Annotated in this window: 27 protein-coding genes, 1 tRNA gene and 1 riboswitch; of the genes, 18 read left to right on the top strand and 10 right to left on the bottom strand. The window is 66.1% G+C overall.

The features are described from left to right. Positions 1–2 precede the first annotated feature (2 nt). Positions 3–1,106: a glycine cleavage T C-terminal barrel domain-containing protein gene (locus E7811_RS07275; RefSeq protein WP_136393861.1), complete on the bottom strand. Its 1,104-nt coding sequence runs from the start codon at positions 1,104–1,106 to the stop codon at positions 3–5. Positions 1,107–1,205: 99 nt separating this feature from the next. On the opposite strand from E7811_RS07275, the gene E7811_RS07270 reads away from it, so the two are divergent. Both E7811_RS07270 and E7811_RS07265 read left to right on the top strand, forming a co-directional pair. Then, positions 1,206–2,135 carry a LysR substrate-binding domain-containing protein gene (locus E7811_RS07270; protein ID WP_136393860.1) on the top strand — a complete coding sequence of 310 codons (930 nt, stop codon included), beginning with the start codon at positions 1,206–1,208 and terminating at the stop codon, positions 2,133–2,135. 469 nt (positions 2,136–2,604) lie between these two features. Continuing rightward, positions 2,605–3,636: a LacI family DNA-binding transcriptional regulator gene (locus E7811_RS07265; RefSeq protein WP_136393859.1), complete on the top strand. Its 1,032-nt coding sequence runs from the start codon at positions 2,605–2,607 to the stop codon at positions 3,634–3,636. Here the strand turns inward: E7811_RS07265 and E7811_RS07260 are convergent. Beyond that, positions 3,633–4,475, bottom strand: a complete 843-nt coding sequence (locus E7811_RS07260) for an SDR family oxidoreductase (protein WP_136393858.1) — start codon at positions 4,473–4,475, stop codon at positions 3,633–3,635. The genes E7811_RS07265 and E7811_RS07260 overlap by 4 nt on opposite strands. Before the next feature lie 73 nt (positions 4,476–4,548). Here E7811_RS07260 and E7811_RS07255 point away from each other — a divergent pair, with 73 nt between their 5' ends. The 4 genes from E7811_RS07255 to E7811_RS07240 all read left to right on the top strand — a co-directional run bounded on the left by E7811_RS07255 (position 4,549) and on the right by E7811_RS07240 (position 8,188). Further along, complete coding sequence (locus tag E7811_RS07255) at positions 4,549–5,172, top strand: class I SAM-dependent DNA methyltransferase (protein WP_136393857.1); 624 nt, start codon at positions 4,549–4,551, stop codon at positions 5,170–5,172. Positions 5,173–5,301: 129 nt separating this feature from the next. Further along, positions 5,302–6,780 (top strand): AMP nucleosidase, encoded by a 1,479-nt coding sequence (locus tag E7811_RS07250; RefSeq protein WP_136393856.1) that lies wholly within the window; start codon positions 5,302–5,304, stop codon positions 6,778–6,780. 101 nt (positions 6,781–6,881) lie between these two features. Continuing rightward, on the top strand, positions 6,882–7,202 hold the full coding sequence (locus tag E7811_RS07245; RefSeq protein ID WP_281277035.1) for an HU family DNA-binding protein: 321 nt from the start codon (positions 6,882–6,884) through the stop codon (positions 7,200–7,202). A 101-nt stretch (positions 7,203–7,303) separates the two neighbouring features. After that, entirely contained in the window at positions 7,304–8,188 is an 885-nt protein-coding gene (locus E7811_RS07240; RefSeq protein WP_136393854.1) for a DMT family transporter, read from the top strand. 3 nt (positions 8,189–8,191) lie between these two features. On the opposite strand, the gene E7811_RS07235 is transcribed toward E7811_RS07240, so the two are convergent. Then, the gene (locus E7811_RS07235) at positions 8,192–9,049 is read right to left on the bottom strand and encodes an N-formylglutamate amidohydrolase (RefSeq protein ID WP_136393853.1); all 858 of its coding nucleotides are present in this window, start codon (positions 9,047–9,049) and stop codon (positions 8,192–8,194) included. A gap of 163 nt (positions 9,050–9,212) precedes the next feature. Here E7811_RS07235 and E7811_RS07230 point away from each other — a divergent pair. Next, a tRNA-Val gene (locus tag E7811_RS07230) sits at positions 9,213–9,287 on the top strand. Between the two features lie 66 nt (positions 9,288–9,353). Then, positions 9,354–9,479, top strand: coding sequence for a type B 50S ribosomal protein L36 (ykgO, locus tag E7811_RS07225; protein WP_100196728.1), 126 nt, complete (start codon positions 9,354–9,356; stop codon positions 9,477–9,479). A gap of 70 nt (positions 9,480–9,549) precedes the next feature. On the opposite strand, the gene E7811_RS07220 is transcribed toward ykgO, so the two are convergent. Continuing rightward, positions 9,550–10,116, bottom strand: a complete 567-nt coding sequence (locus E7811_RS07220) for a peroxidase-related enzyme (RefSeq protein ID WP_136393852.1) — start codon at positions 10,114–10,116, stop codon at positions 9,550–9,552. Between the two features lie 123 nt (positions 10,117–10,239). Between E7811_RS07220 and E7811_RS07215 the strand changes: the two genes are divergently transcribed. The 6 genes from E7811_RS07215 to E7811_RS07190 all read left to right on the top strand — a co-directional run bounded on the left by E7811_RS07215 (position 10,240) and on the right by E7811_RS07190 (position 14,769). After that, the gene (locus tag E7811_RS07215) at positions 10,240–10,545 is read left to right on the top strand and encodes a hypothetical protein (protein WP_136393851.1); all 306 of its coding nucleotides are present in this window, start codon (positions 10,240–10,242) and stop codon (positions 10,543–10,545) included. Then, positions 10,545–11,156, top strand: a complete 612-nt coding sequence (locus E7811_RS07210; RefSeq protein WP_136393850.1) for a glutathione S-transferase — start codon at positions 10,545–10,547, stop codon at positions 11,154–11,156. The genes E7811_RS07215 and E7811_RS07210 overlap by 1 nt, the downstream gene beginning before the upstream one ends. 19 nt (positions 11,157–11,175) lie before the next feature. Further along, positions 11,176–11,820, top strand: coding sequence for a LysE family translocator (locus tag E7811_RS07205; protein WP_168732944.1), 645 nt, complete (start codon positions 11,176–11,178; stop codon positions 11,818–11,820). A 244-nt stretch (positions 11,821–12,064) separates the two neighbouring features. After that, positions 12,065–12,628, top strand: coding sequence for a ubiquinol-cytochrome c reductase iron-sulfur subunit (petA, locus tag E7811_RS07200; protein ID WP_136393848.1), 564 nt, complete (start codon positions 12,065–12,067; stop codon positions 12,626–12,628). Positions 12,629–12,639: 11 nt separating this feature from the next. Beyond that, positions 12,640–13,953: a cytochrome b gene (gene petB, locus E7811_RS07195; protein WP_136393847.1), complete on the top strand. Its 1,314-nt coding sequence runs from the start codon at positions 12,640–12,642 to the stop codon at positions 13,951–13,953. A 21-nt stretch (positions 13,954–13,974) separates the two neighbouring features. After that, on the top strand, positions 13,975–14,769 hold the full coding sequence (locus E7811_RS07190) for a cytochrome c1 (RefSeq protein WP_136393846.1): 795 nt from the start codon (positions 13,975–13,977) through the stop codon (positions 14,767–14,769). A 79-nt stretch (positions 14,770–14,848) separates the two neighbouring features. Here E7811_RS07190 and E7811_RS07185 read toward each other — a convergent pair whose 3' ends face one another. The 3 genes from E7811_RS07185 to thiB are packed head-to-tail and all read right to left on the bottom strand — an operon-like array spanning position 14,849 to position 18,016. After that, positions 14,849–15,544, bottom strand: a complete 696-nt coding sequence (locus E7811_RS07185; protein ID WP_136393845.1) for a thiamine ABC transporter ATP-binding protein — start codon at positions 15,542–15,544, stop codon at positions 14,849–14,851. Beyond that, positions 15,531–17,060 (bottom strand): ABC transporter permease family protein, encoded by a 1,530-nt coding sequence (locus E7811_RS07180; RefSeq protein ID WP_136393844.1) that lies wholly within the window; start codon positions 17,058–17,060, stop codon positions 15,531–15,533. The genes E7811_RS07185 and E7811_RS07180 overlap by 14 nt, the downstream gene beginning before the upstream one ends. Continuing rightward, positions 17,036–18,016, bottom strand: coding sequence for a thiamine ABC transporter substrate binding subunit (gene thiB, locus E7811_RS07175; protein WP_136394270.1), 981 nt, complete (start codon positions 18,014–18,016; stop codon positions 17,036–17,038). The genes E7811_RS07180 and thiB overlap by 25 nt, the downstream gene beginning before the upstream one ends. Before the next feature lie 38 nt (positions 18,017–18,054). Then, positions 18,055–18,154, bottom strand: a riboswitch (TPP riboswitch). Between the two features lie 155 nt (positions 18,155–18,309). Between thiB and aroC the strand changes: the two genes are divergently transcribed. Continuing rightward, positions 18,310–19,413, top strand: coding sequence for a chorismate synthase (gene aroC, locus E7811_RS07170; RefSeq protein ID WP_136394269.1), 1,104 nt, complete (start codon positions 18,310–18,312; stop codon positions 19,411–19,413). Positions 19,414–19,417: 4 nt separating this feature from the next. Here the strand turns inward: aroC and E7811_RS07165 are convergent, their stop codons facing one another. Further along, positions 19,418–20,671, bottom strand: a complete 1,254-nt coding sequence (locus E7811_RS07165; protein WP_136394268.1) for a DNA polymerase IV — start codon at positions 20,669–20,671, stop codon at positions 19,418–19,420. A gap of 8 nt (positions 20,672–20,679) precedes the next feature. Then, on the bottom strand, positions 20,680–21,792 hold the full coding sequence (gene zapE / locus E7811_RS07160) for a cell division protein ZapE (protein WP_136393843.1): 1,113 nt from the start codon (positions 21,790–21,792) through the stop codon (positions 20,680–20,682). A gap of 97 nt (positions 21,793–21,889) precedes the next feature. Between zapE and E7811_RS07155 the strand changes: the two genes are divergently transcribed. The 3 genes from E7811_RS07155 (at position 21,890) to E7811_RS07145 (ending at position 24,597) form a co-directional block, all read left to right on the top strand. Continuing rightward, positions 21,890–22,792, top strand: a complete 903-nt coding sequence (locus tag E7811_RS07155) for a D-amino acid aminotransferase (RefSeq protein ID WP_136393842.1) — start codon at positions 21,890–21,892, stop codon at positions 22,790–22,792. A gap of 90 nt (positions 22,793–22,882) precedes the next feature. Next, the gene (locus tag E7811_RS07150; protein ID WP_136393841.1) at positions 22,883–23,599 is read left to right on the top strand and encodes a sulfotransferase-like domain-containing protein; all 717 of its coding nucleotides are present in this window, start codon (positions 22,883–22,885) and stop codon (positions 23,597–23,599) included. A 29-nt stretch (positions 23,600–23,628) separates the two neighbouring features. After that, positions 23,629–24,597 carry a hypothetical protein gene (locus E7811_RS07145; RefSeq protein ID WP_136393840.1) on the top strand — a complete coding sequence of 323 codons (969 nt, stop codon included), beginning with the start codon at positions 23,629–23,631 and terminating at the stop codon, positions 24,595–24,597. 10 nt (positions 24,598–24,607) lie between these two features. On the opposite strand, the gene E7811_RS07140 is transcribed toward E7811_RS07145, so the two are convergent. After that, positions 24,608–25,840 (bottom strand): argininosuccinate synthase, encoded by a 1,233-nt coding sequence (locus tag E7811_RS07140; protein WP_136393839.1) that lies wholly within the window; start codon positions 25,838–25,840, stop codon positions 24,608–24,610. Between the last annotated feature and the right edge of the window lie 132 nt (positions 25,841–25,972).

Raw genomic sequence — 25,972 nt, 5'->3', positions numbered from 1 at the left:
GTTCACAGGAAGGGCAAGGGGACAAGCCGGGCATTGACCGGGCCCGAGGCTCGCTGAATTTGCACCACTTCCCCCGGCTGCGCCGACACGCTGATCAGCGCGTAACCGATATTGGCCTTCATCCGGGGCGACCAGACGCAATTCGTCATGATGCCCACGTTGACACCCTGGTGGTGGATGTTTTCGCGGTTCACGCCCATCGGGGCCGGGACATCACCTTCAAGGATCACCCCCAGCTGGTGCCGCTTGACCCCTTCGGCCTTGATCCGTCGCAGCGCATGGATGCCCACCACGTCATCGCCCACATCCAAATCGACATACTTGCCCAAGCGCACTTCGAACGGGTTCGTCTCTTCGTCGGTGTCACCGCCAACCGAGACAAGGCCGCTTTCCGTCCTTTCCGGTGTTGCAGGGGCGCCGGGGCCGATGCCCCAAGGCTGGCCCGCCTCCTTGAAGATGTTCCAGAGTTCGGTCCCGCGCGTGGAGTCCTTGAGGTAGATTTCGAAGCCCCCCTGCTTGGACCACCCCGACCGCTGCACGGCCACGGGGATACCCGCGACCTCGGTTTCGCGGAACCAGAAGTATTTCAGGCCCCGCACCCAATCGCCCAGCACATGGGCCACCACATCCTCGGCCTTGGGGCCCTGCAACGCCATGGGCGCGACGTCAGGATCGCTGACCTCGACATTCAACCCGCGCTCGGCGGCGATGGCCCCGGCCCAAAGCCACATGTCGCTGTCGGCAATCGACAGCCAGTAAAGGTCATCGGCCATTTTCAACAGGATCGGGTCATTGATGATCGTGCCGCGATGGTTGCAGAGCGGAACGTATTTGCCCTGCCCCACCTGACAGTTCGACAGATCACGAGGCGACAGGATCTGTGCCAGCCGCCCGGCATCGGGCCCCTTGAGCTGTACCTGACGTTCCACCCCGACGTCCCATTGCGAAACGCCATTGATCAGTCGCCAATACTCCGCCTCCGGATCGCCATAGGACGTTGGCATGATCATGCGGTTATAGACATTTGCCTGTTTCAGCCCATCGGCCATGGCCGCGGCAAGAAAGGGGCTGGGGCGCACGCGGGCGGTCGGGAAAAAGGTGAACATTCGCTCCTCCGATAGGTGGAAGAAAAGAACGCCACTGGCGGGCCCGGATCAAACGACGTATTCCGTGCCAACACCCCTACAAACAGTTATACCTCTGTCATGAACCCCGATCTGCCCCCCCTGACCTGGCTGCGTGCTTTCGAGGCTGCCGCGCGCACGCTCAGCTTCACCCATGCCGCGACCGAACTGCACCTGACCCAGGCCGCGATTTCCAAACATGTCAAAGCCCTGGAACACCATCTGCGCGAACCCCTGTTCCTGCGCCGACCGCGTGGACTTGTGCTGACCAAATCCGGCGCGGCCTATTTCCCCAAGGTGCAGGACGCGCTGCAGCGCCTTGCGATCGGTACCCGCGAAGTCTTTGGCCAGCGCCGGAACAGCGCCCTGACCGTGCGCTGCGCGGTGTCCTTCGCTGTAAATTGGCTGATGCCGCGTCTGCCCGATTTTCTTGACCGCCATCCCGGCAGACCGGTCCGCCTGTTGTCGAGCGTCTGGAACGAGCCCTTCGATGCCCAGGACATCGACTTTGACATCCAGTACGGAACCGGCGACTGGCCAGGCAGCAACAGCCATCGGCTGACATGGGAAACGATCACCCCACTTTGCGCCCCCGGCTGCCCGCTACAGACGCCCGAGGACCTGTGCCGACATCGGCTCTTGCATGTTCTGGGGTATCACGAAGGCTGGGGGCTTTGGTTGAAAGCGGCCGGGGTAAAGGGTATCGACGCCGGGTCGGGTCTGCATCTCGATACGTCGCTCACCGCCTTCGAACTGGCGGCGCAGGGCGCAGGGATCGCCCTTGGCCGCAGCTCCTTGGCCGAACATGCCATCGCGTCAGGCCGATTGATCGCGCCTTTCGCCCTTGCGATTCCGATCGACGAAGCGTTTCACCTTGTCGAACCTGCAGGCGGTTCGCGGCACCCCGACGCCGCGGCCTTCAGCAGCTGGCTGGTTGCTGCATCCGCAACCGCGCGCCAGCCTGGCCATTCACCTGCCATGCAGGGTCACGCCCCGATGACTGGACAGTGACGGAAACTGCGGGTCGAAGTCTGCGGGTCGAAGTCTGCGGGGCGAAGTCTGCGGGTCTCATGGTCCGCGAGGCGCAGGATACCGTGAGGGGCACGCGAATTGTGCCGGAACTGTCGGGCGACTTTCGTGTGCATCCGGCCATCGTCCATCCTTGCAGGCAGGTCCTTCTGGCCCCAGAGATCCCCAGAGATCGACAAGAAAACGGAGCAGGTGCCGCACGCGGATGTGCAGGCCGCCACGCAAGATGCCGTCGCCGGTCCGGAAGGACGGAAAGGGTGCGAAGGACAGGGAAGAGGAAAGGGGGAGTGAACTTGGCCCACCACTCCCCCCGGTTCCGACGCGCAGGAGAAGAGCTTGCAAGGCGCAGCGGAGGTCCGTTATCGCTAACGTATACCGATTTCAGGGCTTGGACAAGCGGTTGCTTTGGCGCTAACAAGATGACAGAGCCGCGCCGCAGAAGGGTTGCCATGTGACAAAGCCCCACGCTTCCGATCCCCGCCGCACCCTGACGCTCCGCGATGTGTCGGAAGCCTCGGGCGTCAGTGAGATGACCGTCAGCCGTGTGCTGCGAAACCGGGGCGACGTTTCGGAAGCCACGCGCGAACGCGTGCTGGAGGCGGCCCGGTCGCTTGGCTATGTGCCCAACAAGATCGCGGGCGCGCTGGCCAGCCAGCGGGTCAACCTTGTGGGCGTGATCATCCCCTCGCTGTCCAACATGGTCTTTCCGGAAGTGATGACCGGAATCTCCGAGGTGCTGGAGGATACCGGCCTGCAACCCGTCGTGGGGGTGACCAACTATTCGCCCGAACGCGAAGAGGCCGTGCTTTACGAGATGCTGTCCTGGCGGCCGTCGGGTGTGATCATCGCGGGGCTGGAACACACGCCATCGGCCCGCGCCATGCTGGAAAACGCCGGGATACCGATCGTCGAGATCATGGACATCGACGGTACGCCCGTCGACAGCGCCGTGGGCATCTCGCACCGCCGCGCCGGTCGCCAGATGGCCGAGGCGATCCTGGCCGCGGGATACCGGCGGATCGGCTTTCTTGGCACCAAGATGCCCGAGGACCACCGCGCCCGCAAACGCTATGAAGGCTTTGTCGAGGCGCTGGCCGAGGCCGGCGTGGAGCTGGCCGATCAGGAGTTCTATTCCGGCGGATCCGCGCTGCTGAAGGGGCGCGAGATGACCGAGGCGATCCTCAAGCGCACCCCCGATCTGGATTTCCTGTATTTCTCGAACGACATGATCGGGGCGGGCGGGCTGCTTTACTGCCTCGACAAGGGGATCGACGTGCCGGGCACGCTGGGGCTGGCCGGGTTCAACGGGGTCGAGCTGCTGGACGGCCTGTCGCGCAAGCTGGCCACGATGGATGCCTGCCGCAAGGAAATCGGGCGCCGCGCCGCCGAAATCGTCGCGGGCAAGCACGAAGGCATCATCGGCGGCGAGGTGGTGGAACTGACCCCCACGCTTGAACCGGGCGACACGATCCGCCGCGTCTAGCCCTCTCTGGCCAGCAGGGCGGCAAGGCCTGACCGGTAATCCGGGTGGATCAGCCGGACACCCAGTTCCGTCTTGATCCGGTCGTTCCGCACGCGTTTGGATTCGGCATAGAAGCTGCGCGCCATCGGCGTCATCTCGGCTTCGTCATAAGGCACTGCCGGGGGCATCGGCAGACCAAGAAGTTCGGCGGCATGGGCGATCACATCCTGCGGCGGCGCGGGATCATCGTCGCAGACGTTGTAGATCGCGCCGGGGTCGGGCCGCGCCATCGACGCACGCAGGACCTGCGCGATATCGTCGACATGGATGCGGGAAAAGACCTGGCCGGGCTTGATGATCCGCCGCGCGGTTCCGTCCCTGACCTTCGCAAAGGGCCCCCGGCCCGGCCCGTAGATTCCGGCAAGGCGGAAGACATGCACCGGCAGGCCGGTCTCCAGCCAGGCCCGTTCAGCGTGCATCCTCTGTTCGCCGCGCGCCGTTGTCGGCGCGGCGGGCGTCGTCTCGTCCACCCAGCCACCGTCATGGTCACCATAGACGGCGGTCGTGGAAAGATACCCCACCCATTCCGGCGTAAGGGTCCGCATCAATGGCCCATGGGCGCGAAGGAACGGGTCGCCGTCACGGTCGGGCGCGATCGAGGTCAGGATATGGGTGGCCGTCCGCAGATGCGGGGTCAGGTCCGCACCGGGCCAGACCATCGGTTCGACGCCAAGCTCTGCCAGCCGCGCGGCACCCTCTGCATCGCGGGTCGTGCCGATGATGCGCCAGTCCGCGCGCGGAAGGATGCGTCCAAGCGCCTGCGCCGAATAGCCGTGTCCAAGGGAAAGAAGGGTTTTCATGGGCCGACTATCCGCCGCGCCGTGCCCTTGCGCAAGGCTTGATCGGCACGAAGCGGCGCGGCATCATCAACCCATGGCCGACCTTGACAATGCCTATGCCCTGAACGGTCCCGATGACTGCCGCCGCCTTTATGCTCAATGGGCGGCAAGCTATGACACGGGCTTTGCCGCCGACATGGAATACCGCCTGCCCGCGCATGTCGCGATGGCGTTTCTGGCCCATGGCGGGGGCGACGCGGACGCCGTCCTTGACGTGGGTGCGGGGACGGGGCTGCTGGCCGCGTCGCTGCGGGAACAGGGTTTCGAGGGGGCCATAGACGGCGTCGACCTTTCGGCCGAGATGTTGGCCCGCGCCGGGGAAAAGCGGCTTTACCGCGCGCTCTATCGGGCCGATATCACCGCGCCCCTTCCGTTTTCCGGGCCCTATTCCGGCATCGTGTCGTCCGGCACCTTCACGCATGGCCATGTCGGCCCCGAGGCGATCGACCGGCTGGAATCCGTTGCGGCCCCGGGCGCGCTCTTTGCGCTGTCGATCAACGCGGGTGTCTACGCGGCGCAGGGTTTCGACGCGGCGCTGGCCCGCAGGCCCGGCGTGACGCTTGTCGAGGTTCCGATCTATGGGGCGGCCGCGGCGGGGCATGACCCGGCCCACGCTGCAGACCGGGGCCTGATCGCGCTCTGGCGACACCGAGCCTGAACGGATAGGGCCTGAACGGATGGGGCCTGACCACAGCGCAAGGGCGGCGACGGCGTCACGAAACCCTCACTTGCGAAGGCGTTCCGATTTCGGCTTATATGCCGGATCACACTTGCCAGCGGACGCCCGATGCACGACGCCCCGACCGAACTGATCGTTCCCGACATGCCCGGCCATGAGGCCTTTGACGACCCCGCCGCCGCGGTGGCCCGGCTGGAGCAGCTTTATGACGGCGCGACGCGGTTTCTGGCCGATCATTTCAGCCGCGCCGTGACCGGCGGGCGCCCCTCGGCGCGGATCCGTGCCTTCTATCCCGAAATCCGGCTGACCGTGACCAGCTTTGCCAAGACGGATTCCCGGCTTTCCTTCGGCCATGTGGCCGAGCCCGGCACCTATGCCACGACGGTGACCCGGCCCGACCTGTTCCGGCACTACCTGATCCAGCAGATCGGGCTTCTGATGCAAAGCCACGGCGTGCCGGTGTTGATCGGGCCATCGGAAACCCCGATCCCGGTTCATTTCGCCGTCGCCGGCAACCCCGGCGTTTCGGTTCCACAGGAAGGGGTGCTGGAGTTTTCCCTGCGCGATGTCTTCGACGTGCCGGACCTTGCCACGACGAACGATGACATCGTGAACGGCACGCGCACCGAAAACCCTGACGGGTCGCGCCCGCTTGCCCCCTTCACGGCGCAGCGGGTGGATTATTCACTGGCGCGGCTTACCCATTACACCGCGACCGATCCGGACCATTTCCAGAACCACGTCCTGTTCACCAACTACCAGTTCTATGTCGACGAGTTCGAGGCCTATGCCCGCGCCGCCCTGTCCGATCCCGACAGTGGCTATACCGCCTTTGTCGCGCCGGGCAATCAGGTCATCACTGGCGCGGAAGGGGCGTTGCACCCGCTGACGAAGATGCCGCAGATGCCGACCTATCACCTGAAGCGGGCCGACGGGCAGGGGATCACGCTGGTCAACATCGGCGTCGGCCCCTCCAACGCCAAGACCGCGACCGATCACATCGCCGTCCTCAGGCCGCATGCCTGGCTGATGGTCGGCCATTGCGCCGGGCTGCGCAATTCGCAGTCGCTGGGTGATTTCGTGCTGGCCCACGCCTATCTGCGCGAGGATCACGTGCTGGATGACGACCTGCCGGTCTGGGTGCCGATCCCGGCCCTGGCCGAGATCCAGATCGCCCTTCAGGAGGCGGTGGCCGAGGTCACGCAACTGGAAGGCTACGAGTTGAAGCGGATCATGCGCACGGGCACGGTGGCCACCATCGACAACCGCAACTGGGAACTGCGCGACCAGTCCGGCCCGGTGCAGCGCCTGTCGCAATCCCGCGCCATCGCGCTGGACATGGAAAGCGCCACCATCGCGGCGAACGGGTTCCGGTTCCGGGTGCCCTATGGCACGCTGCTGTGCGTCTCCGACAAGCCCCTGCATGGCGAGCTCAAGCTGCCCGGCATGGCCAGCGACTTCTACAAGACGCAGGTCGCGCGGCACCTTCAGATCGGGATCAGGGCGATGGAACGGCTGCGCAAGATGCCGATCGAACGCATCCACAGCCGCAAGTTGCGCAGCTTCGAGGAAACAGCGTTCCTGTGACGCGTGGGAATTGGCGGGCGGTTTGGCCTTTTTCGCTTGAAATGATCCGCAAAACAGTGTGAACCCAGACCGTGGCCCCGTGATGGGGCAGGTTTTGATCCCTGCAACGACAGGGCAGATACAAGGAACAGGACATGTCGAAACCGATGACCAAGACCCAGCTGGTTGCCGCCATTGCCGAAGCCATGGGCTCGGACAAGAAAACCGCCGGCGCCGCTCTGGATGCGATTGCCGAAGTCGTCGTGCGCGAAGTGACCGCCGGCGGCGCCGTGACCCTTCCGGGTCTGGGCAAGGTGGCCTGCAAGGCCCGCCCGGAACGCCAGGTCCGCAACCCGGCCACCGGCGAAACCATCACCAAGGCGGCCGACAAGCAGGTGAAGTTCGCCATCGCGAAGTCCCTGAAGGACAGCGTCAACGCCTGATCCGGAACGCCGGGGCCTGTGGCCCCGACCTTGCGGGTTTTCCAGGGTCGCCCTCGGGCGGCCCTTCTGTTTGGCGGGCAGTGCGCGAAAAGGGACCGGCCATGGATTTCCGAGCCATTCTGATGGGGCTTGCCTTTGCCCTGATGTGGTCATCGGCCTTTGCGACCGCGCGCATCATCGTGGCCGATGCGCCGCCCCTGTTCACGCTGGCCATCCGGTTCCTGCTGTCCGGCGGTGTCGCCATTGCCGTGGCGCTGGCGCTTGGGCAAGGCTGGCGGCTGACGCCGGCGCAGCGCCGCGCCACCATCGTGTTCGGCCTTTGCCAGAACGCGCTCTATCTCGGGCTCAACTTCATCGCTATGCAATGGATCGAGGCATCGCTGGCCGCGATCATCGCTTCGTCCATGCCGTTGCTGGTGGGGGCGATGGGGTGGCTTTTCTTCGGGCAGCGCCTGCGCTGGCTGGGGGTGGCCGGGCTGGTCGCGGGGTTTGCCGGGGTGGCGCTGATCATGGGCACGCGTCTTTCGGGCGGGGCCGATCCGCTGGCCGTGGCGCTTTGCGTGGCAGGCGCCATCGCACTGGCCACCGCCACGCTGATGGTGCGCGGTGCCACAAGCGGGGGCAACCTTCTGATGATCGTGGGCTTGCAGATGCTGGTCGGGTCGGCGTCGCTGGCCGTGGCCTCGGCCCTGCTTGAGACGTGGCAGGTCGCGCTGTCGGCCCGCTGGGTCGCGGCCTTCCTCTACCAGGTCTTCGTGCCGGGCCTCGCCGCGACGCTGATCTGGTTCGCGCTGGTCGGGCGGATCGGTGCGGTCCGCGCCTCGGCGTTCCATTTCCTCAACCCGTTCTTCGGCGTGGCGATCGCCGCCGCCCTTCTGGGCGAAACCGTGCGCGGGACCGACTTGCTGGGCGTGGCCGTCGTGATGGCAGGGATCCTGGCGGTGCAACTGTCGCGCGACGCGCCGCCCGCGGCCGCATCTAAGTAGCGCCTATTCGGCGGCCATCGCCGTCTTGCGCCAATGCCCGGTGATTTCGGTGATCACGCCGGTGACCAGGTCGCGGAACGCATCGAACCCCGCCGTGGGCTGGATCCGGCTTTCGTCCATGTAAAGCGACCGGTCGATTTCCACCTGCACCACATGACACCCCAGCGACGGCCGCCCGTAGGTCTGGGCGATATAGGCGCCGGCAAAGGGCGCATTGCGCACCACCCGCAGACCCGCCTTGCGGAAGGCGGCCTCGATCCGGTCCACCACATCGCGCCCGGCGGCGGCGCCGAACCGGTCGCCCAGCACGATTTCGGGATGCGGCACGCCGGGGCGGGCGTGGGCCTCGATTGCCTCGTGCGGCATCGAATGGCAATCCACCAAGATCGCCTGCCCGAAGATCGCGCGCGTCTCGTGCATCAGCCCGCGCAGCGCGCCATGATAGGGGTGCCAATAGCGCAAGATGCGCGCCTCGGCCTCGGCCATCGTCAGCTTGCCGCGATAGATCGCCCGACCGTTCGACACGACACGCGGGATCACGCCCAGGCCCGAACTGATGCGCGGATTGTGCGCCGGTCGCATCACGCCTTCGATCAGGGCAGGATCAAGTTCATCGCTGGCGCGGTTGAGGTCGATGAAGGCACGAGGGGCCCGCGCCACCAGCAGGGGCGACCCCAGATCCGGCGCGGCGGAAAAGAGCCGGTCGACGAACGCATCTTCGGACGACCGAATCGCCCGCCCGTCCAGCGCCGTCGCCTCCAGCAGTTCGGCCGGATAATCCCGTCCGCTGTGCGGAGACGCGAAGACAACCGGCGTATCCTGCCGGGCGGGATGGATCAGGCTGTAGCTTTCGACCGACATGAACGCCCCCTGTGATCATGGTATAGCGCTGTTCGGCGTGATGCCAAATCCCCCAAATCATTACCCCTTGAACACGGCGGCGACTCCTTCTATAGACCTGCCGACCGACGCGGTTCCGCCCGCGTCCGATTTTTTTGGATGGGGCGGGAACGAACGGCAGCGTGGGCGGTTAGCTCAGCGGTAGAGCACTACGTTGACATCGTAGTGGCCACTGGTTCGATCCCAGTACCGCCCACCATTCACCGCCCCCTCGGGGGCATTTTTGGTTTCAAGGCGCACGCGCGCCGCGAAAGGGAGAAGAACGATGAAGGTTGCGAACTCGCTCCGCTCGCTCAAGACGCGCCATCGCGATTGCCAGATCGTGCGCCGCAAGGGCCGTGTCTACGTCATCAACAAGACGCAGAAGCGCTACAAGGCCCGTCAGGGCTGATCGCCCGATCAGGGCATGAAATGGCCGCGTCCGGGCATCCCGGCGCGGCCTTTTCGTTTTCCGGGCGGCGTTACCGCGCCATTGCGTGGTATTCCGGATTGGGCCGCATCTCTACCGCCGCCGCCAGCCGGTTCGACATGTTGTAGAAGGCCGCCACGGCAGAAATGTCCCAGATGTCCCGATCGGTGAATCCCTGATCGCGCAGCGCCTGTCGGTCTGCTTCGCCCATGTCCGCCGGGTGGTTCGTCAGCTTCACCGCGAAGGCCAGCATCGCGCGCTGTCGCGGCGCGAGTTCCGCCACCCGCCAGTTCTGCGCGACGGTTTCCGCCAGCGCCGGCTGGCCGGTCAGCTGCCGCAGCGCCGCACCATGGGCTGTCAGGCAGTAGACACATTCGTTCTGGGCAGAGACCGCCACGGCAATCATCTCGCGTTCGGTCTTGGGCAGGCCCGAGGGTGCCAGCATCAGGTCGTTGTAAAGCGCCGAGAAGGCCCGCAGCTTTGCCTGGTCGAAGGCATGGGCCAGAAGAACGTTGGGAATCAGCCCGAGCTTTTCGGTGCATTTGTCGAAATACGCGCGGATGTCATCGTCCAGCGGATCGGCGGGCGGCAGGTCAAGCGCGGTCACGGCGTCGGTCATGGTGTCGTCCTCCCTTGGGTCCGTCGCCACCTTGCCCGACGACGGCGCGGGGCGAAAGCCCGCCCATTTACAGCCTGCACGCCCGGCCCTAGGATCGGCGCGTCGTTCATGGGAGGATGACCGATGCCGCTTCCCCTTGCCCCGCTGGTGCCCGTGGCGCTTCGGCTTGGCCTTGTGGCCGGGTCCGTCTGGGCGGTCCGGCGCGCCATCCGCCGCAACACCCATGTCGGACGCACCGATCAGCGCGCCGAAGACGCGCTCGATGATCTGGCGCCCGGTCTTGCCGTCCACCATCCGGGCGATCGTGCCGGCGGCGGGGCCAGTCAGACCAACACCGCCGCCCGCGTGACCCGCACGATCCGGATCGCGGGCCGCAGCTATGAAATCGACGCGGCCTTCATGGGCCGCCTGAAGATCAGGAAGGGCTGATGCGCCTCTATCATTCGCCAACCTCGCCCTTTGTCCGCAAGGTCATGGTGCTGCTGATCGAATCCGGCAACGAAGGCCGGATCGACATCGTGCATGCGGCGGGAAGCCCGGTCGATCCGGGCACCATGCCGCTTGCGCAGAACCCGCTGGGCAAGATCCCCGCGCTGGAACGCGACGACGGCCCTGCGATCTATGACAGCCGGGTTATCTGCCGGTATCTGGATGATCGCTTTGGCGCGGGGCTTTACCCGTCGGGCCCGCGCCTGTGGGATGCCCTGACGCTGGAGGCGACGGCCGACGGCATCATGGATGCGGCGATCCTGATGGTCTACGAAAGCCGGATCCGCCCCGAGGACAAACGCTTTGATCCCTGGGCCGAAGGGCAATGGGCCAAGGTCGAACGCGCGCTGGATGCCCTCGAATCGCGCTGGATCGCCACGCTTTCGGGTCCTGTCGACATGGGGCAGATCGCGGTGGGATGCGCGCTTGGCTATCTGGATTTCCGCCTGCATGACCGCGACTGGCGCGGCACCCGTCCGCAACTGGCGGCCTGGTACGCCGCCTTTGCCGACCGGCGGTCGATGCTGGCAACCGTTCCGGCTGCGACCTGAAGGCGCAGGCAGGCGGAAATTGACGCTGCCGTTCGGCGCCTTCCTGACCGTCTGGATCTTTCTGGCGATCAACATCATGTCGCCGGGGCCGAACGTCATCAACACCATCGCCACCGCGATGGGTTCCGGGCGGGCGGCTGGTCTGGGTTCGGCCTGCGGGGTGGGAATCGGTATCGGAGGCTGGTGCCTTTCCATGTCGTTGGGCATGGCTTCGGTCTTTGCCCTGTTTCCGGCCTCGCAGCTGGCGCTGACAGTCCTGGCGATCGGCCTGCTTCTGTGGTTCGCCACGCGCTATCTGCGCGCGGCCTGGTCCGGCATCCGGGGCCAGTGGCAAATGGCGCTTTATCGCCAGCAGGGGCTGGGTTTCGGCGCGGGGTTCCGCCGGTCGATGCTGATCAACGCCATGAATCCGAAGGCCCTGACCTCGTGGCTGGCGATCCTGTCGCTGTTTCCCACGGCAAGCGCCGCGCCGGGCGACATCGCCATCCTGACGGCGGGGGCCTGCGCGCTGTCGTTCCTGATTCACTCCGCCTATGCGCTGGCCTTTTCGACGCCCCCGGCGGCGCGGCTTTACATGCGCCACGGCTGGGTTTTCACCGGGGCGGCAGGGGCCTTTTTCATGGTGTTCGCAGGCAAGCTGGCCCTGTCGCTGATCCATCCCTGAAGCCGGACGGGGGCCCCTGCGGAAGGCGATCGCCGCGGCCCGCATCGGCCCTTGCCGCCATCGTCGATGCATCGAACATCCCCGCGCGACGAAAAAACCCTGACTTTCGCTTTGCCTGCGCTCCTTTGACCGCTGGACGGGGACGCCCCCTTTGGCTAAAACGCGCGCGGCAAGGCTGCGGGCAACTGTGGCCCCATCATCGCATGGGTCGCAAACCCGCGGCCTCTGGAAGGGAGAAGATCTCGTGTCCCACGCAGAAGATCACGCAGGCACCCGCAGGGATTTCCTGTATTACGCCACGGCCGGTGCCGGGGCTGTGGCCACCGGCGCCGCCGTCTGGCCGATGATCAACCAGATGAACGCATCCGCTGACGTGCGCGCTCTGGCGTCGATCTATGTCGATATCAGCGGCGTCGAGGTCGGCACCCAGCTGACCGTCAAGTGGCGCGGCAAGCCGGTGTTCATCCGTCGCCGCTCGCCCGAGGAAATCGAGGCCGCGCGCGCGGTTTCGCTGGACGATCTGACTATCGACAAGATGTCGCAGAACGTGAACAAGCCGGGCTCGGACGCGTCGGACGCGAACCGCACCCTCGACGAGGCCGGCGAATGGCTGGTGATGATCGGCGTCTGCACCCACCTCGGCTGTGTGCCGATCGGCAATGGCGCGGGCGAGTTCGGGGGCTGGTTCTGCCCCTGCCACGGGTCGCACTACGACACCGCCGGCCGCATCCGCAAGGGACCTGCCCCCCGGAATCTCGACATTCCGCAGGCGCAGTTCACTGACGAAACCACGATCCTTCTGGGCTGAGGAGAAACCCGATGGCCGGTATTCCGCACGACCATTACGAGCCCAGGACGGGCATCGAAAAGTGGCTTCACAAGCGACTTCCCATTGTCGGGCTCATGTATGACACCATCATGATCCCCACCCCCAAGAACCTCAACTGGATGTGGATCTGGGGCATTGTCCTGACCTTCTGCCTTGCGCTGCAGATCGTCACCGGCATCATCCTGGTGATGCACTACACGCCGCATGTCGACCTGGCCTTCGCCTCGGTCGAACACATCATGCGCGACGTGAACGGTGGCTGGGCCTTCCGTTACCTGCACGCCAACGGCGCCTCGCTGTTCTTTGTCGCCGTCTACCTGCACATCTTCCGCGGTCTCTACTACGGGTCCTACAAGGCCCCGCGCGAAGTGACCTGGATCATCGGCATGATCATCTACCTCTGCATGATGGGCACGGCCTTCATGGGCTACGTGCTGCCGTGGGGTCAGATGTCGTTCTGGGGTGCGACCGTGATCACCGGCCTCTTCGGCGCGATCCCCGGAGTGGGCGAGCCGATCCAGGCCTGGCTCCTGGGCGGCCCGGCGGTGGACAATGCCACGCTGAACCGTTTCTTCTCGCTGCACTACCTGCTGCCCTTCGTGATCGCGGCCCTTGTCGCCGTGCACATCTGGGCCTTCCACACCACGGGCAACAACAACCCGACCGGTGTCGAAGTGCGCCGCACCTCGAAGGCCGAGGCCGAAAAGGACACCGTTCCGTTCTGGCCCTACTATGTCATCAAGGACCTGTTCGCGCTGGCCGTGATCCTGGCGGTGTTCTTCGCCGTCGTGGGCTTCATGCCGAACTACCTTGGCCACCCTGACAACTACATCGAGGCCAACCCGCTGGTGACGCCCGCGCATATCGTGCCCGAATGGTACTTCCTGCCGTTCTACGCGATCCTGCGCGCCTTCACCGCCGACGTCTGGGTCGTGCAGTGGGTGCAGTTCCTGTCCTTCGGCATCATCGACGCCAAGTTCTTCGGCGTTCTGGCGATGTTCGGCGCGATCGCGGTGATGGCGCTGGCCCCCTGGCTCGACACTTCGTCGGTGCGCTCGGGCCGCTATCGCCCGATGTTCAAGTGGTGGTTCTGGCTTCTGGTCGTCGACTTCGTCGTGCTGATGTGGGCGGGCGCCATGCCGGCGGAAGAGCCCTATGCCTCGATCTCGCTGATCGGCGCGGCCTACTGGTTCGCCTACTTCCTCGTGATCCTGCCCATCCTCGGCGTGATCGAGAAGCCGCAGCCGGTTCCGGCCACGATCGAAGAAGACTTCAATGCCCACTACGGCCAGCCGGCTGAGTGATTGGGAAAGGAACTGATCAAGATGTTTCGCAAGATCGCAATCAGCGCCGTCTCTGCACTCGTGCTGGCCACGGGCGCGGCACATGCCGCGGGCAGTGCCGGTCATGTTGAAGATGTGGACTTCAGCTTTGAAGGCCCGTTCGGCAAGTATGACAAGAACCAGCTTCAGCGGGGGCTTCAGGTCTATACCGAGGTCTGCTCGGCCTGCCACGGCCTGCGGTACGTGCCGATCCGCACGCTTGCCGATCCGGGCGGCCCCGAGCTGCCCGCCGATCAGGTGCGCGCCTATGCCGCCTCGCTGGACGAGGTGGAACTGCCGGGCGGCGAAACCCGCCCGCGCGAGTGGACCGACAAGTTCCCGATCCGCGCCGGCGAAGGCATGGGCCCCGACCTGAGCCTGATGGCCAAGGCCCGCGCGGGCTTCCACGGCCCCTACGGCACCGGTATGAGCCAGCTGTTCAACGGCATGGGCGGGGCAGAGTACATCTACTCGCTCCTCACCCATTACAACGGCGAGGAAAAGGAAGAAGCCGGTTCGTTCTTCTACGGCAACGACACCTTCGCCGGTGGCTGGATCTCGATGGCCCCGCCGCTGTCGGATGGGCAGGTTGAATATGCCGACGGCCACGACAACTCGACCCATCACATGGCCGAAGACGTGGCGGCCTTCCTGATGTGGGCGGCCGAACCCAAGATGATGGACCGCAAGAACACGGGCTTTGTGGCGGTGATCTTCCTGGTCGTGCTGTCGACGCTGCTTTACCTGACGAACAAGCGGCTTTGGGCCGGCGTCAAGGGCAAGAAAAAGCACGCCTGAGCCCTTCGGCGATGAAAGAACGAAAGCCCCCGCCGGATCCCGGCGGGGGCTTTTGCATTGCTGTCCCCTGCTGGGCGGATCACAGGCCCAGATAGGCCCGCACCGCCAGTGGCGGATCGGCAAACAGCGCGGCGGTATCCGCAGGGGGGCCGGCCCGGCCCTCATCGACGAAAACCGTCAGGTCGCACAGGCGGCGGGCATCGGCAGGGTCATGCGTGACCATCAGGACGGTGGCGCCCGTTTCATCGGCAACCTCGGCCACCAGATCCAGCATCTCGGCGCGCAGGGCAGGCCCCAGTGCGGCAAAGGGTTCATCCAGCAACAGAAGCGGCCTTTGCCGGAGCAGCGCCCTTGCCAGCGCCGCGCGCCCGGCCTGCCCGCCCGACAACTGCGCGGGCTTGCGCGCGCCCATCCCCGCAAGGCCCACCCGGTCCAGAACCTCGGCGATGCGGTCCTGTTCGGCGCGGGTCGGGCGGCGGTTGGGCGCGATCCCGAGGCCAAGGTTTTCGGCCACGGTCAGGTGTGGAAACAGGTTCTGGTCCTGAAACAGGATCGACACCGGCCGATCGCCGGGGGAAAGCCCGGCCAGATCCTGCCCCTGCCAGATCACCCGCCCCCGCGTGGGTTCGACGAACCCCGCCACCGCCAGCATCAGCGTGCTTTTTCCCGCCCCAGACGGCCCGATCAACGCGCAGCGCACACCCGTGGGCAAGCTCCAGTCGGCGCGGAGGGTCCAGTCGCCCAGCGTGATCTCAAGCCCGTCAAGCGTCAGCATTGCGCCGCCCCCACAGATCGAAGGCCAGAAAGGCCGAAAATCCCAACCCCGCCAGCACCAGCGCCGCGGCCGCCGCCTGATCCATCCGGTAGGCCCCCATCAGGCGCTGCACCATCAGGGGCAGCGTGGCCGACCGTTCATCGGCGAAAAGCGCGATCACCCCAAGATCGCCCATCGAAAGCGCCACCGTTACCCCCATGGCAAAGCCCAGCGGGCGGCGCAGGCGGGGCAGGATGATCCGCCGCAATCGCGCCCATCCCGCGATCCCGAGCGCCTCGGTCAGCCGCCCGTAATCGGCGCGCAGCGCCAGCGCCTCGGGCCTGAGAGCACGATAGGCGAAGGGCAGCGTCAGCGCGGCATTGACCGCCAGCGTGACCGGCAGCGCCAAGGCGCCGGGCCTGAATGGTGGCACAAGCAAGAGGAACAGCCCGGTGCCGATCACCAGCGACGACGCGGCAAGGGGCAGCATCGCCACCCCCTCGGCCCAGCGATTCGGCGCCAGCGCCAGGGCCAGCGCCCCCGCCGTGGCCAGTACCCCGGACGGCAGCGCGATCAGGATCGACCGACCCGCCGCCTGCCAGATCTGCGGCGGCAGGTCGGTCAGATGCCACAGCCCACGGCCAAGAACCGCCACCAGCGGCGAGGCGACGAACACCAGCGCCAGGCCCACGGCCAGTGCATCGCCCGGACGTCGCCAGCCGCGTGGCGCGGGCGGAAGGGCGGCGCGGTCAAGCCCGGCGCCGAAGCCGGGCGCACCGGTCGCGGCCCATGTCAGTGCCAGCGCCGCGGCGCAAAGGCCGAACTGCACCGCGGCCAGAAGGGCCGCCTTTGGCAGGTCGAATTCATAGCGGATCGCCTGATAGATCGACAGTTCAACCGTCGTCGCATCCGGCCCGCCGCCAAGGGTCAGCGCCACGGCAAAGGAGGTTAGGCAGATCACGAAGATCGCCAGCGCCGCGCCGGGCAGCACGGTGGCCAGCATCGGCTTTTCCAGATGCCGCCAGACGGCCCCCGGCCCGAACCCGAGCGCCCCTGCAAGCCGCAACCGTTCTGCCGGGATCGCCGCCCATCCGTTCAGCATCATTCTGACGGCAAGCGGCATGTTCAGGAAGACCTGCGCCAGCACCACCCCCTGCGGGCCATAAAGCGAAAAGGCGGGAAGCCCCACGGCCTCGAACGCGCGATTCAGCACCCCGCTTCGGCCATAGATGGCGACGACACCGAAGACCGCAGTGATCACCGGCAGAAGGAACGGCGCGCCCAGAAGCGCGATGATCGCCTGCCGCCCTGCAAAGCGGCGCCGGGTCAGCGCACGGGCCACCGGAATGGCCAGGACGCAAGAGAGCGCGGCGGAAACCGCGGCCTGTCCGACGGTGAAGCGGACCGCGGCCCAGTCGGCCGCCGACACCGAAGCCGCCCCGCCATGCCCCAGGACGGCGGCAAGGCTGGCCAGGATTACCAGCCCCACCACCGCCGCAACGGCCAGCGGGATCAGCGCGCCAGCGCCGCGCGCCATTCTTCGATCGCCGCGCCGCGAAGGGCCTCGGCCTCGGCTGCGGGCAAAAGCAGCGAGGTTCCGGGCTGGATCAGGGTTTCAAACCCCTTGGGCAGGCCCGAGGCCGGTTCCCGGGCGGGATACATCCAGTTCGTCGTCGGCAGGATCTCTTGCGCGGCGTCCGAAAGCATGAAGGCCAGGAAACGGTCGGCCAGATCGGGTTGATCGGTTCCGGCAAGCTTCCCCATCACCTCGACCTGCATGTAATGCCCCTCGTCGAACAGCGCGGCCGTCTTGCTGTCGTCTTCCTCGGCGATCAGGTGATAGGCGGGCGAGGTGGTGTAGGACAACACCATGTCGGCCTCGCCCTCAAGGAACAGGCCATAGGCTTCGGACCAGCCGGGCGTGACGGTGACGATGTTATCGGCCAGCGCGGCCCAGACTTCGCCCGCACGGTCGCCATGAGCGGCCTTCACCCACATCAGCAGCCCCAGGCCCGGGGTCGATGAGCGGGGATCCTGGATCACGATCCGTGCATCCGAGACGGCCAGCGCCTCGAACGAGGCGGGGGCGGCGAAGTCGCGGTTGTGGACGAAGGCGAACCAGCCCCAGTCATAGGGCAGGAAGGTCGCGTCATCCCAGGCGACCGGAAGCGACAGGTCGGGCGTCTGCCCGTGGGGCGCGAAAAGCCCGGTGGCGGCTGCGGCCGCCGTCAGGTTGGTATCCAGCCCGAGGACCACATCGGCCTCGGTCGCGGCGCCTTCCAGCCGCACGCGGGACAGAAGCGCTGCGCCATCGCCCGCGCCGACGAATTGCAGGTCGCAGGCGCAATCGGCCTCGAACGCCTTTTCGATGGCCGGGCCGGGGCCCCATTCGGACACGAAGCTGTCATAGGTCAGCACAGAAAGAACGGGCGTTTCCGCAAGGGCCGACTGGCCCAATGAAACGATACCCGCAGCAAGGATCAGGGATCTCATGGTCATCCTCCAAATCTGCGACGGGCGGAGACTGGGATGGAGACATTCCACACCTTCCCTCCGCCGGTCCTAACCGGTTCAGGTTCAACGGGTTCGCTTGCGCGTCTCAGCCCGTGACGGGCACCCCGAGGTGAGATGGAACATAGCGCAGGATGCGCGATGTTCAAGCGGCGATCGTGCGGTCACGTCACCGCGGCATCGGGAACGGAAAGAAGCCGGCCCGCATGAACGGGGTTTATCGCGCGCGGGCTTTGGCCTATTGCGGGGGCGGGTATCTAAAGACGGGCCGTGCCATGAGCTTCAACACCTTCGGACATGTATTCCGCGTGACAACCTGGGGCGAAAGCCACGGGCCTGCCCTGGGTTGCACGGTCGACGGCTGCCCGCCCGGAGTGCCCCTGACCGAGGCAGATATCCAGCCCTGGCTGGACAAGCGGCGTCCGGGGTTGAACAAGAACACGACCCAGCGGCAGGAACCCGATCAGGTGCGCATCCTGTCGGGCGTGTTCGAGGGCATGACGACCGGCACGCCGATCCAGCTGATGATCGAGAACACCGATCAGCGGTCCAAGGATTACGGCAAGATCGCCCAGTCGTTCCGGCCCGGCCATGCCGACATCACCTATCACCAGAAATACGGGATCCGGGATTACCGCGGCGGCGGCCGGTCAAGCGCGCGGGAAACCGCGGCGCGGGTGGCCGCCGGTGGCGTGGCCCGCGCGGTGCTGGCCCGGATGGTGCCGGGCCTGTCGATCCTTGGCTACATGACGCAGATGGGCGTGAAACACATCGACCGGTCGCGCTTTGATGCGGCCGAAGTGGCGCGCAACGATTTCTTCGTGCCCGACGCCGCCGTCGTGGATGAATGGGCCGACTACCTGCATCACATCCGAACGGTCGCCCATGCCTCTGTCGGCGCGGTGATCGAAGTGGTGGCCACCGGCGTTCCCGCAGGCCTTGGCGCGCCGATCTACGGCAAGCTCGACAGCGATCTGGCTTCGGCGATGATGTCGATCAACGCGGTCAAGGCGGTCGAAATCGGTGACGGCATGGCGGTGGCGGCCCTGACCGGGATCGAGAATGCCGACGAGATCGTGATGGGGCCCGACGGGCCGGAATTCCTGTCGAACCACGCAGGCGGCATCCTGGGCGGCATTTCCACCGGGCAGCCCGTGGTGGTCCGGTTCGCGGTAAAGCCCACATCCTCCATCCTGACGGCACGCCGGTCGATCGACACCGCCGGGGCCGAGGTCGACGTGGTCACCACCGGGCGGCATGACCCCTGCGTGGGCATCCGCGCCGTGCCCGTGGGCGAGGCGATGATGGCCTGTGTCCTGCTCGATCACTTGCTGCTGGACCGCGCCCAGACGGGCGGGGTGCGCGGGACGATCGGCTGAGGGATCAGCGCAAGGCGCGGCCCTTGATGATCGCGTCCCTGCCGAACCTTGCGCGGATGGCATCGGTGGCGCGTTCCGTCGCGGCGCGCTTGCCGGCGTCGGGGTCCAGCAGGTCGCCTTCGCGGTCGGCGTTGGCGCCCGCACAGAGATCGGCGATGCCCACCCCGATCAGGCGAAAGGGGCCGCGTTCGCCGCTGGCGTCGAACAGCGCCCGCCCTTCGCGATAGATCCGGTCGGCGGTCTGCGTGGGCGCATGAAGGGCATGACGGCGCGTCACCGTGGTGAAATCCGCCCGCTTCAGTTTCAGCGTGACGGTGCGGCCGGCGAAACCCTTGGCCTTGGCGCGGTCGGCCACCTGTTCGGCGAGGCGCCACAGATGTCCGTCCAGCAAGTCCGGGTCGGTCGTGTCCTCGTCGAAGGTGGTTTCCTTGGAAATCGACTTCGGCGCCTCGTCACGGATCACCCGGCGGCTGTCCTGCCCGCGCGCAAGCTGCCAGAGCCTGTCGCCCATCTGGCCAAAGCGCGCGACAAGGTCGGCGCGGTCCCACCGCAAGAGGTCGGCGATCGTGCGGATGCCCGCGCGTTCCAGCGCGGCTTGGGTGGCCGTTCCCACACCCCAGATGATCCGTACCGGACGCGCGGCCAGAAAGCCGGCGGTCTCGGCACGGCCGATCACGGAAAACCCGCGCGGCTTGTCCAGGTCGGAGGCGATCTTGGCCAGGAACTTGTTGTGCGACAGTCCGACCGATCCCGAAATCCCCAACTCGTCCTCCATCCGCCGGACGAGGCGCGCCAGCATGACGGCGGGCGGCGCCCCGTGCAGGCGGGCGGTGCCGGTCAGGTCCAGGAATGCCTCGTCCAGCGACAAGGGTTCGATGGCGGGGGTCAGGTCCTCCATCATCGACCGGATCGCGCGGCTGACCTCGGCATAGACCTGCATCCTGGGCTTCACCACGACCGCCTCGGGGCACAGTTTCAGCGCCTGGAACATCGGCATGGCCGACCGCACCCCCTTGATCCGGGCGATGTAGCAGCAGGTGGAAACCACGCCCCTCATGCCGCCGCCGACGATCACGGGCTTGTCGCGCAGCGAAGGATCATCGCGTTTTTCCACGCTGGCGTAGAAGGCATCGCAATCCATATGCGCGATCGACAGGTCGAACAGTTCTGGATGGACGACGATGCGCGGACTGCGGCAGGCGGGGCAACGGGCACCGCCTTCGAACGGGGTCAGACAGGCGCGGCACAGCGACGGCATGGGCGCCATTATGCGCCGCCGTCGCCTGCCCTGTCCATCGCCTGCGCTGCCCAGTCGGCCGACTGCATCTCGCGCAGGCGGCTTGCGGTTCGTTCGAATTCGAAGGTGCCCTCGCCCTCGATATACAGCCGCTCGGGCACATCCGCGGCGCTGGCGATCAGGCGCACCCGCGCCTCGTAAAGCGCGTCGATCAGCGTGACGAAGCGTTTCGCCTCGTTGTAGTTCGAGGCCGACAGCTGCGGAATATCCTCCACGATCAAGACCCGGACCGCCGCCGCGATGGCCAGGAAATCGGCCGGGCCAAGCGGACGGGCGCACAGATCCCAGAACGTCGCGCGGCCAACGCCATTGGCGAATCGTGGCAGTTCCACCTCGCGTCCGTTCACCGGCAGGCGCAGGGGTGCGCCCGTGGCGCCGCCGGTCAGATCCGACCAGATCGCGTTGATCTGTGGCCCGGCCTTGCCCGCGGGATGGAAATAGACCTGCGCGCCTTCCAGCCGGTGCTGGCGATAGTCGTTCGGGCTTTCCAGTTCGACCACATGCATCCGGTCGTGCAAGAGCGCAATGAACGGCAGGAACAGCCCCCGGTTCAGCCCGTTCTTGTACAAATCCTCGGGCGGACGGTTCGAGGTGGTGACGATCACCACGCCCGCCGCGATCAGGCGTTCGAACAGGCGCCCCACGATCATCGCATCGGTGATGTCGGTGATCTGCATCTCGTCGAAGGCCAGAAGCCGCAGATCGCGCGCCACCCGATCCGCGACCGGGGCCAGCGCATCCTCCACCCCGGTCTTGCGCGCCTCGTGCAGGCCGCGATGGATTTCCTGCATGAAGGCGTGGAAATGCACTCGCCGCTTCTGGGCGATGTCCACCTGTTCGATGAACAGGTCCATCAGCATGGACTTGCCCCGCCCGACGCCCCCCCACAGGTAAAGCCCCCTCGGCGGGGTGACGGGCCTTGCGAAGAGCCCGGCGAACAGGCCCACCTTGCGGCCGGCATTGGCCTGCAGCCAGGCGCGCAGGTCTTCCAGAAGCGGCAGCACGGCATGCTGGGCCGGATCGGCCCTGAGCGTGCCGTCGGCCACGCGGTCTTCGTAGATCTGCGTCAGAGTTTTCTGCATGCCTTCGTATACCGTGCGTCCCGCGTCAGGAAAAGCGCCCCCTTGGCCTTTCCGCGATCTGGCCCTAGCCTGCCCGCCGACAAGGAGTATCCGCGCCATGACCGACGATCACGTTACCACCCATCAGGCCGAAGACGACGCCCGAAACGAACGGATCCTGATCTGGCTGAACGGCCGCCTGGTGCCCAAGGCGCAGGCGACGGTTTCGGTCTATGATTCCGGCTTCATGCTGGGCGACGGCGTGTGGGAGGGTATCCGGCTCTACAACAACCGCTGGACCTTCCTTGACGAACACATCGACCGGCTGTTCGAGGCCGCGCGCGCTATCGACCTTGATATCGGGATGGACCGTGCGGGCGTCATCCAGGCGGTCCTTGACACCCAGGCGGCAAACGGCATGACGACTGATGCCCATGCCCGCCTGATGGTCACGCGCGGGGTGAAGATCCGCCCCTTCCAGCATCCCTCGCTGTCCCGGTCCGGCCCGACGATGGCGATCATCATGGAACATTCGCGCCCTAAACTGCCGCGTCCGATCCGGCTGGCGACCGTGCCCCATATCCGCGGCCTGCCGATGAGCCAGGACCCGAAGCTGAACAGCCATTCCAAGCTGAACTGCATCCTCGCCTGTATCGCCGCCGAAAAGGCGGGCGCGGACGAGGCGCTGATGCTTGATGTCCACGGCTTCGTGAATACCACCAACGCCTGCAACTTCTTCATCGTGAAAAAGGGCCAGGTCTGGACCTCGACGGGCGACTATTGCATGAACGGGATCACGCGACAGAAGGTGATCGACCTCTGCCGCGCCAACGCCATCCCCGTCTTCGAACGGAACTTCTCGCTGGTTGACACCTATTCGGCCGACGAGGCCTTCCTGACCGGCACCTTCGGTGCGCAGACCCCGGTGGGCATGATCGACGGTCGCCAGATCGGCACCGGCCAGATGGGTCCGATGACCGAACGCATCCGCGCCCTTTACAAGGCCCTCGTCGGTGCCTGACCTGCCCTTCAACCTGATCCAAATACCCCACGGGGGGTGCGGGGGGTGTGAAACCCCCCGCTTCTTCCGTCTGCCCAAGGAGAGCGCCCCATGAGGATCGCGATGTGGTCCGGCCCGCGGAACCTGTCGACCGCGATGATGTATGCCTTCGCCGCACGCGGCGATTGCGCGGTCTGGGACGAACCCTTCTATGCCGCCTATCTGGCCGCGACCGGCATCGACCATCCGATGCGCGAGGCGATCATCGCCGCGCATGAGGCGGACCCTGTCCGGGTCGCCGCCGCCTGCGCCGGGCCGAACCCCGAGGGCAAGCCGCTTTTCTACCAGAAGCACATGACGCTTCACATGATTCCCGGCTTCGACCGCGGCTTCATGCGGGTCTGCGCCAACGTCTTCCTGATCCGGCATCCTGCGCGGGTGGTGGCCTCTTATGCCCGGAAACGCGAGAACCCCTCGCTTCCGGACATCGGCTTTGTCCAGCAGGCCGAACTGTTCGACGAGGTGGCCGGCTGGCTGGGTCATGCCCCTCCGGTCATCGACAGCGCCGACATCCGCGACAACCCGCATGCCGCGCTGTCGGGTCTGTGCGCTGCGCTCGGCATCCCCTTCACCGAGGCGATGCTGCGCTGGCCCGAGGGGCCAAAGCCCTTTGACGGGGTCTGGGCGTCGCACTGGTATGGCGCGGTGCACCGTTCCACCGGGTTCGAAGACCCCGAAGGCGCGCTGCCGGACCTGCCCGACGATGCACGGCGTCTCGTCGATCAGGCCTTGCCATATTACGAACGTCTGGCAAGCTTCCGCCTGTAGCCGGAACCTGTGACCGGCTGGGAGTTTCCATGACCGGAAGCGTGGCAAGGCCAGATGACCCCGTAGCAGACCAACTGCCCGACGTCGCTGCGGCGGTGGCCGAGGTGATGCCGGAACTCCGCAAGATCAGGGCCATGGGGTTCGCCTTTCTGGCGCTGTGCTGCATTGTCGGGGCGGTGGCGATGGTGGCCGTCCTGTCCTCGCCCGACACCGAATCCTACTGGATCTTCGTCGCCTTCCCGTGGCTGGTCGTTGCCTACAGCATCGTCGAATGGGTCCGGAACAGGCAGGATTCCCGCGTCATGCCGCTTCTGGCGGGCGCGATCGGGCTTCGGCACGACAAGTCCGCCCGCGGCTTTCGCGAAAGCCTGCCAGAACGTCTTCTGCCGCAGCATCTGATCGAGGTGCAGGACCTGCTGACCGGAACCGCGGGCGGGCGCGAGATCGCCTTTGCCGAAGTCAAGGTCGAAACCGGGGGCAAGAATTCGAAGACCCTGTTCAAGGGTTTCGTGATCCGGGTGCCCAATGTGGCACTGATGCCCGCCTTCTTTCTCGCGCCGCTGGACGAAGTGAAGGCAGCCGGTTTTTTCGGCACGCCCCGCCTGTCGTCAACCGGGCTTGTCCCGCTGCGAGAAATCGCCATCGGGGGCCAGCGTTTTGGTCTGTTCGGATCGGAAAATACCCCGCCCGAGTGTCCCGCGCTCGACGGCGTCCTGCAGGTGCTTGTTTCGCTGCCGGAACGGATCGGGCGGGGCGTCGACATCTACGCGATCACCTCGAACCGCGAAGTGATGCATGTTGCCCTGTCCCATCAGGGCGACCTGTTTGCCATCGGCGGGATGCTGCAATCCCCCGAGGATATTGCCCGCCGCGTGGCGCGGGCGTTTTCCGAACTGACGATCCCGGTGACGCTGGTCGGCGCCGTGCTGGATGCGGAAGCGGCCGCCGCAAACGGAAAACGGCGCGAGGATGCCCCCGCGCCGCTGAATCAGCCGTGATGCGGCCGGATCACTTCTTGGCCGCGACCCGCGCATTGCGCGTGGCAATCAGCTTCAGGCGCAGGGCGTTCAGGCGGATGAAGCCGGCCGCGTCCTTCTGGTCATAGGCACCGGCGTCTTCCTCGAAGGTCACATGCGCCTCGCTATACAGCGAATGATCGGACCAGCGGGCGACGGTAGCGGCGCGCCCCTTGTAAAGCTTCACGCGCACCGTGCCGGTGACATGTTCCTGCGTCTTGTCGATCAGGGCCTGCAGCGCCTCGCGTTCCGGGCTGAACCAGAAGCCGTTGTAGATCAGTTCCGCATAGCGCGGCATGATCGAATCCTTCAGATGGCCTGCGCCCGCGTCCAGCGTGATCTGCTCGATGCCGCGATGCGCCTCCAACAGGATGGTGCCGCCGGGGGTTTCATAGACGCCGCGCGACTTCATCCCGACAAAGCGGTTTTCCACCAGGTCCAGCACGCCGATCCCGTGGCGGCTGCCCATCCCGTTCAGCCGCGTGAGGATCGTGGCGGGCGACATCGCCTCGCCGTTGATGGCCACCGCATCGCCCTTTTCAAAGGTGATTTCCACCATCTCGGCCTGATCGGGCGCCTGTTCCACCGGCACCACGCGCTGCAGCACATAGTCGGGGAATTCATCCGCCGGGTTCTCCAGCACGCGCCCCTCGGACGAGGTGTGCAAGAGGTTCGCATCGACCGAGAAGGGCGCCTCGCCCCGCTTGTCCTTGGCGATCGGGATCTGGTTCGCCTCGGCGAATTCCAGCAGTTTGGTGCGGCTGGTCAGGTCCCATTCGCGCCAGGGCGCGATCACACGGATCGACGGGTCCAGCGCATAGGCCGACAGTTCGAACCGCACCTGATCGTTGCCCTTGCCGGTCGCGCCATGGGCCACGGCATCGGCGCCATGGGCATGCGCGATGTCGACCAGATGCTTGGAAATCAGCGGGCGCGCGATCGAGGTGCCCAGCAGGTACAGCCCTTCATACAGCGCGTTCGCCCGGAACATCGGGAAGACATAGTCGCGCACGAATTCCTCGCGCACATCGACGATGTGGATGTTCTCGGGCTTGATGCCCAGCATGACGGCCTTCTGGCGCGCGGGTTCCAGTTCCTCGCCCTGGCCCAGATCGGCGGTGAAGGTGATCACCTCGCACCCGTATTCGGTCTGCAGCCATTTCAGGATGATCGAGGTGTCCAGCCCGCCGGAATAGGCAAGGACGACTTTCTTGGGCTTCTGCATCGGACGCTCCTTTTCGGACATGGGCGGCGGGATAGCGCCAAACGTCCGCGCGGGCAAGGAATCCCGCGTAACCGATACAATCCGCCGCTGCGGCAAAGCCCAGACCGTTGACAGGCGTGTGCGCCGCCGTCT

Source organism: Aliigemmobacter aestuarii, from assembly GCF_004799285.1.
Classification (GTDB): Bacteria; Pseudomonadota; Alphaproteobacteria; order Rhodobacterales; family Rhodobacteraceae; genus Aliigemmobacter; species Aliigemmobacter aestuarii.
The sequence above is the reverse complement of the archived record's forward strand: the minus strand, read 5'-3'. Positions and strand labels throughout refer to the sequence as shown.

Bases quoted from the DNA above. Each gene is read 5' to 3' on its own strand.
- E7811_RS07215 (WP_136393851.1), top strand. From the start codon at position 10,240: ATGCCGCTTCCCCTTGCCCCGCTGGTGCCCGTGGCGCTTCGGCTTGGC.
- E7811_RS07275 (WP_136393861.1), bottom strand. From the start codon at position 1,106: ATGTTCACCTTTTTCCCGACCGCCCGCGTGCGCCCCAGCCCCTTTCTT.
- E7811_RS07235 (WP_136393853.1), bottom strand. From the start codon at position 9,049: ATGTCGGTCGAAAGCTACAGCCTGATCCATCCCGCCCGGCAGGATACG.
- ykgO (WP_100196728.1), top strand. From the start codon at position 9,354: ATGAAGGTTGCGAACTCGCTCCGCTCGCTCAAGACGCGCCATCGCGAT.
- E7811_RS07260 (WP_136393858.1), bottom strand. From the start codon at position 4,475: ATGAAAACCCTTCTTTCCCTTGGACACGGCTATTCGGCGCAGGCGCTT.
- E7811_RS07150 (WP_136393841.1), top strand. From the start codon at position 22,883: ATGAGGATCGCGATGTGGTCCGGCCCGCGGAACCTGTCGACCGCGATG.
- E7811_RS07180 (WP_136393844.1), bottom strand. From the start codon at position 17,060: ATGGCGCGCGGCGCTGGCGCGCTGATCCCGCTGGCCGTTGCGGCGGTG.
- aroC (WP_136394269.1), top strand. From the start codon at position 18,310: ATGAGCTTCAACACCTTCGGACATGTATTCCGCGTGACAACCTGGGGC.
- E7811_RS07240 (WP_136393854.1), top strand. From the start codon at position 7,304: ATGGATTTCCGAGCCATTCTGATGGGGCTTGCCTTTGCCCTGATGTGG.
- petB (WP_136393847.1), top strand. From the start codon at position 12,640: ATGGCCGGTATTCCGCACGACCATTACGAGCCCAGGACGGGCATCGAA.
- E7811_RS07185 (WP_136393845.1), bottom strand. From the start codon at position 15,544: ATGCTGACGCTTGACGGGCTTGAGATCACGCTGGGCGACTGGACCCTC.
- E7811_RS07270 (WP_136393860.1), top strand. From the start codon at position 1,206: ATGAACCCCGATCTGCCCCCCCTGACCTGGCTGCGTGCTTTCGAGGCT.
- E7811_RS07165 (WP_136394268.1), bottom strand. From the start codon at position 20,671: ATGCCGTCGCTGTGCCGCGCCTGTCTGACCCCGTTCGAAGGCGGTGCC.
- E7811_RS07210 (WP_136393850.1), top strand. From the start codon at position 10,545: ATGCGCCTCTATCATTCGCCAACCTCGCCCTTTGTCCGCAAGGTCATG.
- zapE (WP_136393843.1), bottom strand. From the start codon at position 21,792: ATGCAGAAAACTCTGACGCAGATCTACGAAGACCGCGTGGCCGACGGC.
- E7811_RS07220 (WP_136393852.1), bottom strand. From the start codon at position 10,116: ATGACCGACGCCGTGACCGCGCTTGACCTGCCGCCCGCCGATCCGCTG.
- E7811_RS07190 (WP_136393846.1), top strand. From the start codon at position 13,975: ATGTTTCGCAAGATCGCAATCAGCGCCGTCTCTGCACTCGTGCTGGCC.
- E7811_RS07140 (WP_136393839.1), bottom strand. From the start codon at position 25,840: ATGCAGAAGCCCAAGAAAGTCGTCCTTGCCTATTCCGGCGGGCTGGAC.
- E7811_RS07145 (WP_136393840.1), top strand. From the start codon at position 23,629: ATGACCGGAAGCGTGGCAAGGCCAGATGACCCCGTAGCAGACCAACTG.
- E7811_RS07155 (WP_136393842.1), top strand. From the start codon at position 21,890: ATGACCGACGATCACGTTACCACCCATCAGGCCGAAGACGACGCCCGA.
- E7811_RS07255 (WP_136393857.1), top strand. From the start codon at position 4,549: ATGGCCGACCTTGACAATGCCTATGCCCTGAACGGTCCCGATGACTGC.
- E7811_RS07250 (WP_136393856.1), top strand. From the start codon at position 5,302: ATGCACGACGCCCCGACCGAACTGATCGTTCCCGACATGCCCGGCCAT.
- thiB (WP_136394270.1), bottom strand. From the start codon at position 18,016: ATGAGATCCCTGATCCTTGCTGCGGGTATCGTTTCATTGGGCCAGTCG.